The 15,273-nt window shown below is 39.5% G+C and carries 19 protein-coding genes and 1 other annotated feature; of the genes, 5 read left to right on the top strand and 14 right to left on the bottom strand.

Annotation, left to right across the window (positions count from 1 at the left end):
* Positions 1-40: 40 nt before the first annotated feature.
* Both BCM40_RS07675 and BCM40_RS07670 read left to right on the top strand, forming a co-directional pair.
* Positions 41-583: a cysteine hydrolase family protein gene (locus BCM40_RS07675; protein ID WP_065526451.1), complete on the top strand. Its 543-nt coding sequence runs from the start codon at positions 41-43 to the stop codon at positions 581-583.
* 89 nt (positions 584-672) lie between these two features.
* Positions 673-927 (top strand): GlsB/YeaQ/YmgE family stress response membrane protein, encoded by a 255-nt coding sequence (locus tag BCM40_RS07670; protein ID WP_065526452.1) that lies wholly within the window; start codon positions 673-675, stop codon positions 925-927.
* A gap of 44 nt (positions 928-971) precedes the next feature.
* Here the strand turns inward: BCM40_RS07670 and BCM40_RS07665 are convergent, their stop codons facing one another.
* Positions 972-1,610, bottom strand: a complete 639-nt coding sequence (locus BCM40_RS07665; RefSeq protein WP_065526453.1) for a lytic transglycosylase domain-containing protein — start codon at positions 1,608-1,610, stop codon at positions 972-974.
* Between the two features lie 157 nt (positions 1,611-1,767).
* Here BCM40_RS07665 and mscL point away from each other — a divergent pair, with 157 nt between their 5' ends.
* A complete protein-coding gene (gene mscL / locus BCM40_RS07660; RefSeq protein ID WP_065526454.1) occupies positions 1,768-2,157 on the top strand; it encodes a large conductance mechanosensitive channel protein MscL in 390 nt (129 codons plus the stop codon).
* Between the two features lie 12 nt (positions 2,158-2,169).
* Here the strand turns inward: mscL and BCM40_RS07655 are convergent, their stop codons facing one another.
* From BCM40_RS07655 to BCM40_RS07645, 4 genes are all read right to left on the bottom strand, one after another.
* Positions 2,170-2,730, bottom strand: a complete 561-nt coding sequence (locus BCM40_RS07655; RefSeq protein ID WP_065526455.1) for an SCO family protein — start codon at positions 2,728-2,730, stop codon at positions 2,170-2,172.
* Positions 2,731-2,824: 94 nt separating this feature from the next.
* The gene (locus tag BCM40_RS16270; protein ID WP_008430032.1) at positions 2,825-2,953 is read right to left on the bottom strand and encodes a YvrJ family protein; all 129 of its coding nucleotides are present in this window, start codon (positions 2,951-2,953) and stop codon (positions 2,825-2,827) included.
* Between the two features lie 99 nt (positions 2,954-3,052).
* Positions 3,053-3,268, bottom strand: coding sequence for a DUF2922 domain-containing protein (locus tag BCM40_RS07650; protein WP_065526456.1), 216 nt, complete (start codon positions 3,266-3,268; stop codon positions 3,053-3,055).
* Positions 3,269-3,291: 23 nt separating this feature from the next.
* The gene (locus tag BCM40_RS07645; RefSeq protein ID WP_008430030.1) at positions 3,292-3,510 is read right to left on the bottom strand and encodes a DUF1659 domain-containing protein; all 219 of its coding nucleotides are present in this window, start codon (positions 3,508-3,510) and stop codon (positions 3,292-3,294) included.
* A 120-nt stretch (positions 3,511-3,630) separates the two neighbouring features.
* Here BCM40_RS07645 and BCM40_RS07640 point away from each other — a divergent pair, with 120 nt between their 5' ends.
* Positions 3,631-4,065, top strand: coding sequence for a DUF2621 family protein (locus BCM40_RS07640; protein WP_065526457.1), 435 nt, complete (start codon positions 3,631-3,633; stop codon positions 4,063-4,065).
* Between the two features lie 14 nt (positions 4,066-4,079).
* Here the strand turns inward: BCM40_RS07640 and BCM40_RS07635 are convergent, their stop codons facing one another.
* The 9 genes from BCM40_RS07635 to BCM40_RS07595 form a co-directional block, all read right to left on the bottom strand.
* Positions 4,080-4,580 (bottom strand): CcdC family protein, encoded by a 501-nt coding sequence (locus BCM40_RS07635; RefSeq protein ID WP_065526458.1) that lies wholly within the window; start codon positions 4,578-4,580, stop codon positions 4,080-4,082.
* The gene (locus BCM40_RS07630; RefSeq protein ID WP_065526459.1) at positions 4,573-4,896 is read right to left on the bottom strand and encodes a thioredoxin family protein; all 324 of its coding nucleotides are present in this window, start codon (positions 4,894-4,896) and stop codon (positions 4,573-4,575) included. The genes BCM40_RS07635 and BCM40_RS07630 overlap by 8 nt, the downstream gene beginning before the upstream one ends.
* Before the next feature lie 24 nt (positions 4,897-4,920).
* Positions 4,921-5,631 (bottom strand): cytochrome c biogenesis CcdA family protein, encoded by a 711-nt coding sequence (locus BCM40_RS07625; RefSeq protein ID WP_065526460.1) that lies wholly within the window; start codon positions 5,629-5,631, stop codon positions 4,921-4,923.
* A 282-nt stretch (positions 5,632-5,913) separates the two neighbouring features.
* Positions 5,914-7,698 carry an ABC transporter ATP-binding protein gene (locus tag BCM40_RS07620; protein WP_065526461.1) on the bottom strand — a complete coding sequence of 595 codons (1,785 nt, stop codon included), beginning with the start codon at positions 7,696-7,698 and terminating at the stop codon, positions 5,914-5,916.
* Positions 7,698-9,452: an ABC transporter ATP-binding protein gene (locus BCM40_RS07615; protein WP_065526462.1), complete on the bottom strand. Its 1,755-nt coding sequence runs from the start codon at positions 9,450-9,452 to the stop codon at positions 7,698-7,700. The genes BCM40_RS07620 and BCM40_RS07615 overlap by 1 nt, the downstream gene beginning before the upstream one ends.
* Positions 9,453-9,738: 286 nt before the next feature.
* Entirely contained in the window at positions 9,739-11,112 is a 1,374-nt protein-coding gene (gene argH / locus BCM40_RS07610) for an argininosuccinate lyase (protein WP_065526463.1), read from the bottom strand.
* Entirely contained in the window at positions 11,109-12,341 is a 1,233-nt protein-coding gene (locus BCM40_RS07605; RefSeq protein WP_065526464.1) for an argininosuccinate synthase, read from the bottom strand. Before BCM40_RS07605 ends, argH begins: the two co-directional genes overlap by 4 nt.
* Positions 12,342-12,476: 135 nt before the next feature.
* On the bottom strand, positions 12,477-13,046 hold the full coding sequence (locus BCM40_RS07600) for a DUF3221 domain-containing protein (protein ID WP_065526465.1): 570 nt from the start codon (positions 13,044-13,046) through the stop codon (positions 12,477-12,479).
* A 93-nt stretch (positions 13,047-13,139) separates the two neighbouring features.
* Positions 13,140-14,087: an MBL fold metallo-hydrolase gene (locus BCM40_RS07595; RefSeq protein WP_065526466.1), complete on the bottom strand. Its 948-nt coding sequence runs from the start codon at positions 14,085-14,087 to the stop codon at positions 13,140-13,142.
* 118 nt (positions 14,088-14,205) lie between these two features.
* Positions 14,206-14,411: a binding site (T-box leader), on the top strand.
* Positions 14,412-14,453: 42 nt separating this feature from the next.
* On the opposite strand from BCM40_RS07595, the gene proC reads away from it, so the two are divergent.
* Positions 14,454-15,263, top strand: coding sequence for a pyrroline-5-carboxylate reductase (proC, locus tag BCM40_RS07590; RefSeq protein ID WP_197681403.1), 810 nt, complete (start codon positions 14,454-14,456; stop codon positions 15,261-15,263).
* Positions 15,264-15,273: the final 10 nt, after the last annotated feature.

Below are 15,273 nucleotides of genomic sequence, written 5' to 3'. Positions count from 1 at the left end.
TAAAGTTTATAATTAAGAAAAAGATATGGGAGTGAACGGAATGAAAAAAGCGTTACTCGTTGTAGATTATACGGTGGATTTTGTGGCAGATGATGGAGCGTTAACTTGCGGAAAACCCGGTCAAGTTATCGAGGAAAAAATTTGTCAGTTGACTGAAGAGTTTTTAAATGAGGGAAGTCTGGTGATTATGCCAGTTGATTTACATGAAAAAAACGATCCCTATCATCCTGAAACAAAGCTATTCCCACCCCACAATATAAGAGGAACGGCTGGCCGTGCGTTATACGGACGACTTTCGGATATTTATGAAACCCATCAGAACGACATTATTTGGATGGATAAAACACGCTACAGTGCATTTGCCGGTACCCCTTTAGAATTGGTACTGCGTGAGCGAGGGATAGAAGAAATCCATATAGTTGGAGTTTGCACCGATATTTGTGTCTTGCATACAGCGGTTGATGCTTACAATAAAGGATTTAGCATTGTTGTTCATAAAGAAGGCGTCGCAAGTTTTGATCAAGTTGGGCATGAATGGGCACTGCGGCATTTTACCGCAACCTTAGGCGCACAAGTTTTATAAAATTTTTTTATTTTATGTTTCAAATGTCCTGATTAAGGTTATATCTAAAGTGTAGCAATTATACATTACCTTAAAAGGAGCTGGAAAAAATGGGTTTTATTTTATATCTAATTATGGGTGGTATTATCGGTTGGATCGCAGGAATGATTTTAGGTAAAGATATTCCAGGCGGCATTATCGGTAACATTATTGCAGGTATCGTAGGTGCTTGGTTAGGTGGATTGATCTTAGGAAACTTTGGTCCAGTTATTTGGGACGTAGCAATTATCCCAGCATTAATCGGTGCTTTGATCTTTGTATTCGTTCTTAGCTTGATCATGGGATCTATGAGAAAAAAATCATAAAACATCATGCAAAAAGAGTGGACATATGTCCACTCTTTTTTTCGTCAATTATATTCTTCTTCGTACAAATGATAAAATTGCAACACGTCTGCTACATATTCATCACTATGGTTATACTGAAAAATGGCTCGTTCTAAATCACCTTCAGCAGCTCCGTTTTGGGATAAGTAATTCGCCGCACTGTAAAGCGAATCTGTTAAATTATACGGATCTGCAATGCCGTCTCCATTACCATCCACACCGTAACCACCGTAATAAGCAATCACATCAATATTTACTTTGTCTTCATCACTTATATCGCCTTGCCCTTGCCCAGAGCAACTCGGATGGCTCCACCCGACAAAAGTACAGGGCATAAATTGAAGATGTCCTTCTGCGCCAACTGGCGACAATAAGGGATCCATAGTAGAAAATCTGGTTTCAATTCGGTGATGCGCAGCTAATAATGTCCAAGGGATATTATAAGCATCAGCCGCTTCTTTGTATAATGGAATGTTTTCTTCTGGTACATTTAATTCAATTAAACGATTAGGTGCGTCTTTGATGGTTTTAAATACCGAATCAGAATTAACAATCGTAAATATTAAAATTGCAATCGTCGCTATCACAATCGCGGCAGGCACAAAAAGAATTAGGCATCCTACTTTACGCTTCCACCTAATTGGTAATTTTTTCTTTTTCATTTTTTCACACCTATTTTTTCATTTGTTTTAGTGTATCACAACCTCTATAACAATACCTTTTAAAAGGACGCAGAGAGATTCTTCACCAATTCCCTCTCCCGTGTAGTTTCAGAAATTTTTTGTTATCATAAACAATAGGTTAAAGGAGGTGAATGATATGTGGGAAGATTTTAAGAAATTCGCTTTAAAAGGAAATGTCCTTGATCTGGCAGTGGCAGTTATTATTGGGGCGGCTTTCGGAAAAGTGGTCACATCTTTAGTAGAAGACATTATTATGCCGATAGTTGGCATGTTAGTCGGCGGCGTTAGTGTTGAAAACTGGAGCTATACGTTCAATGACGTAGTGCTGCAATACGGATTATTTATACAAGCTATCATCGACTTTTTTATCATTGCATTTTCTATTTTCATGGTCATCCGCATTTTCACTAATTTAAAACGTAAAAAAGATGTACCTGCAGCTGAAGAGCCTGAAGTTCTGGACAAGACACAGGAAATTCTTGTTGAAATCAGAGATCTTTTGAACAAAGAAAAAACCGGTCAATGACCGGTTTTTTTACTACTTTTCGATTAATCCACGCAAATCGTTTTTAATATCTTCAACTGGCACACTGTCATAACCATCGTAATTATTTACAACGACACCTTCTTGGTCTACTAAATAAAAGTTCGTGCCGTGTATAACTTGATCACTTTCAGGATCATTGCGAACAAACGATTTAAAGTTATCTTTAGCAAACTCAGCAATTTCATCTTGTGCGTACCCTGTCAGTAAATGCCATTTCGATTCATCAGGCACCGAATATTGAGCTAAATAATTTTGTAAGGTTTCAGGTGTATCTACAACTGGATCCACACTAAACGCTACGATCTTATAATCACTCAAGCCATCAGCTTCCAATTCTTCTTGAATGGTGCTCAAGTTAAACGTCATAGGTGGGCACACTGTATTGCAATTGGTAAACACAAAAGTTGCTAACCAAGGCGTTCCTTTTAAATCTTCTAAAGATACCGGTTCTCCACGCTGGTCGGTATACGAAAAATCGTCTATTGTAGCACTGCCACATGCCGTCAACAACAGCACCAAGCTTAGTAATGCGGATAAAGAAAAAAATCGCATAATCTTGCCTCCACTCTTTCATCTCTTTAATCATAGCGAAAGTGTAGAATCAGTACAATACATGGAATACCGCCATTGTCACGAATTTGTGAAGTCAGGACAATTTCAATGTAAGCAATGCTTCATGAATGGCGACCAGTTTCGTTTCCACACGATGCATCAAGTAAAACGACACAAATATAGGAAATCCGAGTTCCTGTACCCATTGCATCCACTCAGCCATAACCCTCACCTCCAATCTAGAAAAGCTGAAGCTGTCATTTAGATTCGACAGGCATAAAGCGATTAAAAAAAGCTCTCCCAAATCAGGAGAGCTTTTTGCTTATACTTCGTACTCCACAATATTTCGTTCGACGATACGCGCGCCTTTAACGGTCCCGAGTGGTGAACCTTCTACTTCAAATACGTTGTGTGTGATAATCGCTTGCATACCCGCAAGCAATTCCGCATCTGTAACATTAGCTCGTGGTTCATCTACTGTTAAGGTCACATCTTTTCCTGCAGTCGTTGTAAAGATCAATTCTAACGTTTTAGCCATCCCTTATTCCCCCTTCATGCTAATTATTGATAAATGGTGATTGCGGATTGTTTTTCAACATCCATTAATGTTTTTGTTCCGAAGTTTGTCAAAACTGCTGCTGTTTCGAAAATACCGTCTGCAGCTGCAGCTTCTTTGACGTTGTGATACGATTTAAACTTTCTCTTTACTTTGCCGTTGGCGTCTAACCCATTGTCGTACGTGCAGCGAATGCTAGCGTTCTTAAAATCACTAAAGGCCATGTTTCTCACCTCCTTTCATTCGCTATATAGACACAGTTAGAAAAAAGAGATACATTTTTAATGAATTTCTTTTCAATCCCTTCTATAATAGAAGTAATGGAAAAAACGAGGTGAAACAATATGGAACTGAATGGCTGGTTTTTAGTGTTTATCCTATTTTGGGTAGTCGTATTAGTAGGGCTTTTTGCCATTGGAGGATATTTTATGTTCAGAAAGTTCCTGAAGTCCATGCCTAAAGAGGACGGCCTTTCAGATTTGAACTGGGAAGAATATTACGTGGATAAAACCATACATTTATGGGGCGATGACGAAAAAGCAATGTTGAACGAATTGGTTCAACCTGTTCCCGATTTATTTCGACCAGTAGCGAAACAAAAAATCGCAGGTAGAATTGGGCAAGTTTTACTAGAAGAAAAAGCTAAAAAGATGAAAATCGAACACATTATTCGTGGCTATATTTTAGCGACACCTAAACGCGATCATAAGTTTTTACGAAAAAAACTAGCAGAGATGAAAATCGATGTGAGCCCATACGAACAATATTTTGAACAGTAAAAAGCGCTGCTCCCTTAAATGGGAACAGCGCTTTTATTCTTTGATTCGAGTTTTTTATATTGCCAAAGCATTGAAATTCGCCACGGCCAAAGCATGCCAAATGCTAAAATCCAAAACATCCCACCCAATTCTCCTATATCGATACTTGAACTCAAAACAACTTTGGCTATTACACGAACAAACAATAAGCCAAATAAAATAAAGACAAATGCTTTCGATTGTTTCAAATAAATATCGCCGTTACGCACTTCAAATTTGGATGTCCAAATTAACACCGTTGAGAACAGAATACCTACTCCCAGTGCTTCTAAAATCTGCAGAGGGGCAACTCGAAAAAATGGAAAGATAAACATGAAGGCACCCGTAGACATGAAAAAAGGTGGCAAAATGATTTTTTTAACAGATGCTGGCTTTTTTGCAGCTTTTGAGCGAACAAACATCGCAAGCAATCCCATCAAAAATGCGCCAAGTGTTGAAACGATTAAATAAACTTCTGTTGGAATTTGATTAAGCATCCAAACTCTCCTCCAGCTCATCTAATCTTCGGCGTAATTCGTCTATTGGTACAAAACGTGCAAAACGCTGAACTTCTTTACCATAGCGATATAAAATAACTACGGGTGCTGTGAACAGCATCAATTGTCCTGCCAACTCAGACACCTTTGCCGCATTTACCATGTAAAAAGGAAGCTTATAATCATCTTCAAAATCTTCTACTTGCGGCCGTAATCCTTCACATACTGAACAATTATCCGTTTTTACAAAAAGCAAAAAAGATTTCTCTTCACCTATTTTTGATTGATAATCTTCTATTTTCGAAATGGTTTCCATCTTTTTCACCTACTTATTCTCAATTTAAAATCCTTGGAAATCCCCAAAGAACGGGCTTAAGACACGGATCAAATACGTTAGGCCATCAAAAAATAGTAAGATCCCGATTGCAATCATAACATAACCGCCAACCTTCATAATTGTTTGATTATGTTTGCGCAACCAGCCCATACGTGTCACAAAGAAAGACAACACGAAAAATGGAATAGCAAAGCCTAGAACATAAGCCACCATATACCAAATACCAGATCCCGGATTAGTCGCAGCAAGTGTATAAATAGCTGCTGTGATTGGTCCTGTACACGGTGTCCAACCCGCCGCAAAAGCAAGTCCAATTACAAATGTTCCAAGAAATCCTGATGGCCGATTTTTAAATGAAAATTTTCGATCTTGCATGAGGAATTTCGGCGAAAATACACCGACTATCATTAAACCAAACAATACAATAAAAATCGCACCTACTTGACGGATTAACTCATCATACCGGATAAACCATTCAAAAAAGAATGAAGTACTAAACCCGAGTGCGATAAAAATTGTTGAAAAGCCTAGTAAGAAAAACAAGGTGTGAAACATACCTCTTCGTTGCATCACTTTTTTATCGTTTTTAATCTCATCCATCGTCATACCTGTTATATAAGATAAAAATGCAGGATACAAAGGCAATGTGCATGGAGAAATAAAACTTAAAAAGCCTGCGCCAAATGCTAAAAATAAATTAATATCAGATGTCACTGGTAAATCTCCTTCCTGTGCTCTTCTCATCTTAACAAATATTCTACCGCAACACTGCTTCTACGCCTGTGAAATCTTTGTGGACAAATTATGGTCTTTTTCCATTTTCTCAAGTGTGTTTTTTTGGTTGGCTACGCTTTTGATTTTCTGCATAAATCCTTTTGTAGTTTACTACATTGTAAGCTTATAACAAGCTTGCTTGTTTTTTCTTATGTCTGGCAGGATTTTTCACATAAAAAAACTGTAATCAATTTGAGTTGACTACAGTTTTAGAAGCGTATCCTACTCTACGATTCCGTTTTGCAATAAATACATTTTATGATACAGACCGCGTTGTTGCAGCAATTGTTGATGAGTTCCTCGTTCGACGATTTCCCCTTGTCGCAATACTAATATCAATTCTGCATCTTGAATGGTGCTAAGTCTGTGAGCAATAGCAATTGTCGTACGGCCAAGGCGCATACGCTCAAGGCTTTCTTGAATGGCCATCTCGGTTTCCGTATCAATATTTGCTGTTGCTTCATCGAGCACTAATACTTTCGGATCGGTTGCAATGGTTCTCGCAAAAGCGACTAATTGCCGTTGACCACTAGAAAATGTCGATCCACGTTCTGTCACTTGTTGTTGATATTTGTTTGGCAATTCTTCGATAAAACGATCTGCTTGCACAAATTCAGCTGCTTGTCGCACGTCCGAATCCGTAATCGATTGATCATAAAGGCGGATGTTGCTAGCGATGGTTCCATAAAATAAGAAAGGATCTTGTAAAACCAACCCCATTTTTTTACGCAGCTCCTCGGTTTGATAATCTTTTATCGAAACACCGTCAATCAAAATTTCACCTTTTTTGAATTCATAAAAGCGCATAAGCAAATTGATAATCGAACTTTTCCCACTGCCCGTGTGACCAACTAATGCCACTGTTTGTCCAGGCATCGCTGTAAAAGAAATATTTTTTAAGACCTCTGTTTTGTCATCATATGAAAAGCTCACATTTCGAAATTCAATTTTACCTTCGTTCATTTTTGCTGTTGTTTCTAGTTGAGCAGGTATTTTTTCTTCTTCATCAAGCAATAAGAACACGCGTGAAGCTGCCACAATAGCTTGTTGAAAAATCGATAACCGCTGCATTACTTGATTGATGGGTTCGAAAAATCGATCAATATACGTAACAAATGCATAAATCACACCGACTTCGATAGTATTGGAAAATGATGAGACACCAAAAAAGCTGAGCAACAAAATAATGGCCATTGTATAAACCAAATTTACCGCCGGACGGAGTAGCAATGCGTCCACTTTTATATTGCGTTTAGCTGCTTGCCAATGCCCATCATTTATCTCATTAAATTCATCTTTCAACCGAGTTTCTTGACCAAACGCTTGAATCGTTCCCATACCTTGTATAGACTCGGATAACTTGGCATTTAATTGCCCCAAACGCTCACGTAAATCTTGGTAAAATACCGAGCTGTATTTTCGGTATAAATAAATAATCCAAGCGAGTATTGGCAGTAAGATTAAGGTAAAAAGGGCTAATCGCACATTTAGTAAAAACATCGCAATATAGACACCAACAATTAGAAAAGCACTTTGGATAAATCCAATTAGCACCGTCACGAACATTTCTTTGATCGCTTCGGTATCATTGGTTACGCGCGATACAATGCCCCCAGCCGGAGTTTTGTCGAAATAACGCATGCCGAGTCCGTGAACTTTGGCAAAAACATCAATCCGTAGCTGCTGGATAATTTTTAACGCTGCTTCTTGAAATTTTAACAGCTGAAAATAACTGATGATGACGTTGGACGTTTGGATAAACAAATATCCTAATGCCAAACCAACTACAGGTCCTGTTGGAAAGTTGCCTTCTGTTAAGTAATTATCGATAAATACTTTGATCAAATAAGGTCCAAGCACATCACCTAGTACTGTTAGCAGCAATAGACCCATTGCCAGTAATAGCATTTTTTTATGAGGCAACAAATACTGTAGCAAGCGTTTGAAAATAATCCATTGATCTCGTCCGGTGAGTTCGTGTTTTTTCTCAGTTTCTTTAACTAGCATTATGACTCGCCTCCTTGTTCGACGAGCGCTTCTAATTGTTGCAGCTCATACATTTCATAGTAAGCCCCTTTTTTCTCCATCAGTTCATCATGCGAACCAATTTCTTTAACGGTCCCTTTTTCCATCACCAATATTTGATTTGCATGTTGAATGGCACTCAAACGGTGGGACGTTATAATGGTCGTTTTATCCGCTCGTGTTGCTTTTAAAGATTTTAAAATGGCTTCTTCTGTTTTGGCATCTACTGCCGATAACGAATCATCCAAAATCAATAATTCAGGTTCTGTCATAAGTGCACGGGCAATTGAAATTCGTTGTTTTTGCCCCCCAGATAACGATACGCCACGTTCACCAACTACGGTGCCATATCCTTCTGCAAAGTTTTGAATATCTTCGTGTATATGTGCTAACTTAGCAGCACTTTCGACTTCTTTGATCGTAGCAGTTGGTCGCGCAAAGGCAATGTTTCCTGCAATGCTCGTCGAAAACAAGAAATGGTCTTGAGGAACATAACCAATGGCTCTTCTCAACCGTTGCTTTTTATAGGCATCTATCGAGTAATTACCGAATAAAATAGAGCCTTTATAGTCATCAAATTCACGCAATAACAATCTTAAAATTGCGGACTTTCCTGACCCGGTTTTGCCGACAATTCCGAGTGTTTCGCCTTGTTTCACTGTAAAGTGGATATTTCGTAATGCCGCTCGGTCATCACCAGTAAATTGAAACTGTTCTAACGAAAAAACAATATCTCCTGATGGGTCTTCATCAATTGCGTCTTCTCGATCATCAATGTCAATTGGTTCTGCAAGCAACTGCCGAATGCGATCATAGGAAGCACGGCCACGCTCTACAATATTGAATAACCAGCCAAACGCTAACATCGGCCACACCAGCAATCCAAGATAAGCTGTAAATGCCACCAAATCCCCAATCGTCATATCGCCTTGCGTCACAAAATATGAACCAAAGCCAATCGTTAGAAAATAACAAACACCGATAATAGCAGAAATGGTAGGATCAAATAATGAATCGACACGTGCAACGCGAATGTTTTCATGTACGACACGCTCTGACAAGCTTTTAAAGTCATCAATATCTTGCTGTTCTTGACCAAAAGTTTTGATGACTTTCATCCCTGAAATGCTTTCTTGCGTTTTATCATTGAGCCCTGAGAACGCTTGTTGTGCTCCGTGAAAACGCTCGTGCATTAATTTGCCGTAATAATTGGTCATATAAGCCATCAGAGGCATTGGCAACAAAACGATCAATGTTAATTTCCAATCAATTGTAAAAGCCATGGCTGCAATTACAAATCCGCCTGTCGCAATCGAATCGACGAGTGTTAAAACGCCAGCACCGGCTGTTTGCTGAACGGCTTGCAAATCATTTGTCGCATGGGCCATCAAATCACCTACACGACGCTTTTGATAAAAAGCAGGAGACATTTGCGTGAAATGCCGAAACAGTTGCTGACGTAGATTCCTAGCTAACAAAATCGAAGACCCAAATATTTGCAACCTCCATGTGTATCGTAGGACATACATTGCAAATGCGGAAGCCGCCAAAATACTTAACCATTGAAGCAAATATTCAGGTGTCAACGTTCCTTGGCTAATGCGGTCAACCACAAATCCGATGATTCGCGGCGGCAAAACACCTAGAAAAGCTACGACCATTAATAGCATAACCCCTAAAATATAGTGTTTTTTCCGTTCTTTAAAAAACCAACCCAACTCCCAAAATACACGCATCGTAATATTCCCCTTACCTATTCATATTTTCTTGTAAATTCCTTTTTGTACGCATATTTTTAACCTTTTTAATTTTAGCAAATATTGTTAGCTTTCGGAAAGACAATGCTTCGATTTGTGAAATAAATTAGACTTTTGACTGATTCCGTATGTTACTCGTTAGGACATCTCCAGAATTCGAAAAAAACACAGAAAAAAGCCGATTTTCCATCGGGGAAGAGGAAAATCGGCTTTTTTGATCGCCAGCGGGTACCAAGCGCTAACGACTTTATAGGGAATGGACTTATTACCCGATAAGTTGCTTGGCAAGTCCCAATTGATGATGTACTTGTTCAAAACCTGTGCCACCCAGTGAGTTTCTGCGCTCTACTGCTGTTTTTGGCATTAAGGTGTTGTAGATATCTTCATCGATCAGTGAACTTGCTTGCTGTAGATCAGCAAGCGGCAAGTCTTTCAAGAAATAACCGCGTTGAATGCATGTAAACACGAGTTTCCCAGTGACATCATGTGCTTCACGGAACGGCATTCCTTTTGCGGCTAAATAATCCGCTAATTCTGTGGCGTTTGAGAAATCTGAATGAACGGCTTTTTCCATAGAATCCGTACGAACGGTCATCGTACGAATCATGCCTTCAAAAATCGGCAAAGATCCCATCAACGTGTGAACCGTATCAAACATACCCTCTTTGTCTTCTTGCATGTCTTTGTTATAAGCAAGTGGCAAACCTTTTAAAGTTGTTAATAGGCCAAATAGGTTGCCATATACGCGACCCGTTTTGCCACGGATCAATTCCGCCATATCTGGGTTTTTCTTCTGCGGCATGATACTTGAACCTGTTGAGAACGTGTCATCTAACTCGATAAAACGGAATTCCTCACTAGACCACAGAATAATTTCTTCGGCAAAACGAGACATGTGCATCATCAACATCGATGAATTGCTCAAAAATTCAAGGATAAAATCACGATCGCTTACAGCATCCAAACTGTTTTGATAAACGTTTGAAAAACCGAGAAGTTCTGCCGACATTTCACGGTCAATTGGGAAAGTAGTTCCCGACATCGCACCCGCTCCAAGCGGTGAAATATCGATGCGTTTTAATGATTCTGTTAATCGTTCTTTATCGCGCTGCAACATCCAAAAATAAGTCATCAAGTGATGGCCAAATGAAATCGGCTGTGCACGTTGAAGATGTGTATAACCTGGAACAATCGTTTCCACATGTGCTTCTGCTTGGGTCACAATTGCATCTTGAAAAGCCGTTACAGCCTCAATAATTTCACCGACACGATTTTTTAAATACAAATGCATATCAGTCGCTACTTGGTCATTCCGGCTTCTCGCTGTGTGCAATTTGCCGCCAACAGGACCAATTTCATCGATTAAATGTTTTTCTAAGTTTAAGTGGATGTCTTCATTTGATACGCTATATTCCAATTCTCCGTCTTGCGCTTTTTGTTTGAGCGTTTCAAGACCCGATAAAATTAGATTCGCATCATCGTTAGAAAGAATCTGGCAAGCAGCCAGCATTTTAACATGCGCTGTGCTGCCTTCCAGATCCTCCATTACTAACTTTTGATCATAAGAAATGGAAGCCCCAAATTCATCGACCCACTGTTCGGCCGATTTTTGAAAACGGCCGCCCCACAGTTTGGTCATGCTTTCACCTTCTCTTTCAACTCTTCAGGAACTGCTACTTCTTTTTTGTTTACCATTGAGTTCACAACTGTTGGAAGGCCCCATAGCTCGATAAAGCCAACTGCAGATGCATGGTTAAATGTATCATCTGTCGAATACGTAGCTAGTTGCTCACTGTAGAGTGAGTTTGCAGACTTACGTCCTTCGATAATGGCATGGCCTTTAAACAATTTCACACGCACTGTACCGTTAACATACACTTGTGTTTCTTTTAAGAATGCTTCAAGTGCAACACGTAATGGAGAGAACCATAACCCTTCATAAATTAATTCAGTTAATTTTTTCTCGATAACGGGTTTGAAATGAGCCATTTCTTTTACCAATGTAATGTCTTCAAGTTCTTTGTGCGCTGCAATTAATGTCATTGCTGCAGGAGCTTCGTAAACTTCACGAGATTTAATCCCCACTAAACGGTTTTCAATATGGTCAATTCTTCCGACACCATGTTTTCCAGCGATTTCGTTTAGTTCTAAAATTAATTTAGAGAATGAGTACGAAATGCCATTTAATTGAGTTGGTACACCGTTAACAAATTCGATTTCAACGATATCCGCTGTATCTGGTGTTGTTTCAAGAGAATTTGTAATGTCATATGCTTCTTCTGGTGGCGTTGTCCACGGGTTTTCCAATACGCCACATTCGTTGGCACGTCCCCATAGATTTTGGTCAATTGAATACGGGCTATCTAAGTTTACTGGGATTGGAATATTATGCATTTTTGCATAAGCGATTTCTTCGTCACGTGACCATCCCCATTGTCTAACTGGTGCTACAACTTCAAGGTTAGGGTTTAACGACTTGATCGAAACTTCGAAACGTACTTGGTCATTGCCTTTTCCTGTGCAACCATGTGCAACAGCGCTTGATCCAGTAGCTTCTGCAATTTCAACCAATTTTTTTGAAATTAACGGACGAGACAATGCCGACACTAACGGATACTTACCTTCATACAATGTATGAGCTTGCATTGAAATTAATGCATATTCATCCGCGAATTCATCTCTTGCATCAATCATGTAACTTTCAACCGCTCCAACTTGAAGCGCTTTTTGTTTAATAAAATCTAAATCTTTTCCTTCCCCGATATCCAGGCAAACTGCAACAACGTCGTAGCCTTCTCCTTTTAGCCACGGGATGGCCACCGATGTATCTAATCCACCTGAGTATGCGAGTACAATCTTTTTAGTCAATATGAAAACCTCCAATGTATTTTTATGCAATGTTTTAATTTAATATACACATAATATCACGGATATTTAACAAGCGCAAGAGAAACGACTATAAATTTTTATAAAAAAAAAAGCAGCTGCGGCTGCTTCTCGTTATTATTCACTTGTTTCTCCACCAATGGTGTACTCATGTGTATCAAGATCGATCCGAACTTCGGACATTTCGCCCGTTTCCATATTGCTGAATAAAAAGCCGATTTCGTTATCGCGCACTATTGGTTGTCCCATCATAATCAAACGTGATAATTGTTCTTCGTTTATAAATGCTTCAAGCGCATCTGCTTGTTTCACAGATTCTTCATCTATTAAAATGGTAATCGTTTCAGCTTCTCCTTGCATAGGAAACGATTCAGCTAACGGTCCATTATAATCCATGCTGACTTTCATACCGGTACGAATATCTCGAATCACACCTTCAGTTGTTTCAGCACCATCGCTTAGTTGAACTTTAACATCTTCTGGAATGCTAAAATAAATATTGTTAACGAGAACACTTTCCCCACTAACTTGTGTGATAAATCCTTCCTCGGTCATGCTTTTTTGTTCAACTGCCATTTCTGCTTTATCCGGATCTTCTGTTTCATCCGGCCCTGTTGGTTCCGTTTCTTCATTTGAACACGCTGCTAGCAATAATGCACTTGCTAAAAATAAACCCCATTTTTTCAAAGCTACCCAATCCTTTTCTTGTATAGTCGTGGTGTACACATTCTTCACTTAATTTTACCTGTTGCACAGTTTAGTTGCAATTGAGAGCTGAACTTACGCTTTACTATAGTAGAAAATGCCATCGACACCCATTCGTTCAACAAGTAATCCGTCTTCTAACAAGTAATCAATTTGACCAATCGTTTCAGACAACGTTAATCCGAGTTCTTTTTCGTAGGCGTGTGCAAACAAGTCTTTTGTTAGTTCATAAACGGTTCGCTCTACTTCTCCTATTAAACCGAGCGCTTTCATAGCCCGCTGATGCTGTTTCGCTAAGCGCGTGGTGATCAATTCATGAACATTGTATACTTCTTCACCATGCCCACTATAAATCACGTCCACTGGCATCGTTAGTAAACGACTAAGTGAAGCATTATATTGAAGCAAAGATTTTGGGCGTCCTGCTGTTGGATCTAATGGCGGTTCTATAAGCGGGTTAGAAGATACTTTTGCAATGACATGATCCCCACCAATCATTTCGCCCGTTTTGCTGTTCCAAAACGATAAATGGCTTTGTGCATGACCTAACGTCTCAAGAACTTGCCAATCTGGATGCCCTGGCAACACATCTCCTTCATTAATCGTCTTATCAAGTGGACGATTGCCCATTAAGTTTAACGGCCGCTTCATTTTCTTGACCCAAAATTGCAAATCGCCTGGAACCCCTTCTTCTTTTAACCGTTCCAAGTAAAATTCATCGTGATAATCAAAGAATTGTTGATCACGGCGCAGCCACGGATCATTGTACGGGTGGCCGTACAGTTTGGCATTTTCAAAACCATCTATCCACCCTGCGTGATCTGGATGATGATGCGTTAACACCACTTGTTCCACATCTTCAGGTTCGGCTCCAAATTCTTTTAATCCAGCTTTAATCGCGAGCCATGCTTCCGGCGTTTTAGGACCCGCATCGATTAACGTCAGCATGTCTCCTTTTATTAAATACGAATTCACGTCTCCTACCGCAAAAGGTGTCGGAATAATAATCTTATGTAAACTCACACTATCAGCCCCTTAAAAATGAATCACTATTCATCTATCATACATGGAAAATTCCGTGCCGTCACTTCTTGATGTTATTTGACAAAGTGCTGCTTTATCCTCTATAATTCAATAACATATGTGAGCGAAGATAAAGATTAGTAAACAAAGTGAAGGTGTAAAGAGAGTGTCGCTATAGCTGAAATGCGCACCCCCTCTCCTTTGTCGAACCTGCTTTTGAGCTGCCGTGAAAACACGGCCGTCTGTCCGCGTTATGGATATCGAGTGGTGTCTTTATGGCAAACTTAGGTGGTACCGCGGAAACAAAGCGTTTTCGTCCTTGTATAACAGGGACGAATGCGCTTTTTATTTTGAGGAAAGAGAGTGATGAATATGAAAATCGTTTGTGTAGGAGCCGGATCAATGGCTGAGTCTATGATTCATGGCTGGATAAATAAACGCATTATGAAACCAGAAGAAATTTCGGTGATGAACAAATCAGATCAAGACCGTCTAGAATTTTTAAGTGACGAGTACGGCGTAAATATCGTTTGCCAAGAAAAAACCGAATTAAAAGATGCGAATTTCATTTTGTTGGCAATGAAGCCAAAAGATGTAGAGGTTGCACTTAACGGGATAAAAGATAAATTAACTGGCAATACCGTAATCGTATCTGTTGCAGCAGGTGTTTCAATCGACACGATCCAAAAACATGTGGGTAACTTCCCCGTAGCACGTGCAATGCCAAATACTTCTGCAAAAATCGGTAAATCTGCGACAGGTGTTGCCTGGAGCAAACATGTATCTCTTGAACAGCAACATGAACTGCGTAAGTTATTGTCTTCTATTGGCGGCGTTACAGTCGTGGAAGAAGAGCAATTACATGCAGTAACCGGAGTCGCCGGAAGTGGACCTGCCTATATTTATTATTTTGCAGAAGCCATGACTGAAGCGGCTATCGCAAATGGTCTATCAAATGCGGATGCAAAAAAATTGGTACGCCAAACTTTTGCAGGGGCAGCTGAAATGCTCCAACAAGAAGATTTTGCTGAATTGCGCAAAAAAGTAACAAGCCCAAATGGAACGACAGCTGCTGGCCTCAATTCTTTAGCAGAAAACAACTTTAAAGAGATTGTCAATCAATGTGTAACAAGTGCTGCAGAGAGATCAAAAGAGCTTGGAAAAGAATTTAAATAAATCTTTCTGT

It is taken from the genome of Planococcus donghaensis (assembly GCF_001687665.2).
Classification (GTDB): Bacteria; Bacillota; Bacilli; order Bacillales_A; family Planococcaceae; genus Planococcus; species Planococcus donghaensis.
The sequence above is the reverse complement of the archived record's forward strand: the minus strand, read 5'-3'. Positions and strand labels throughout refer to the sequence as shown.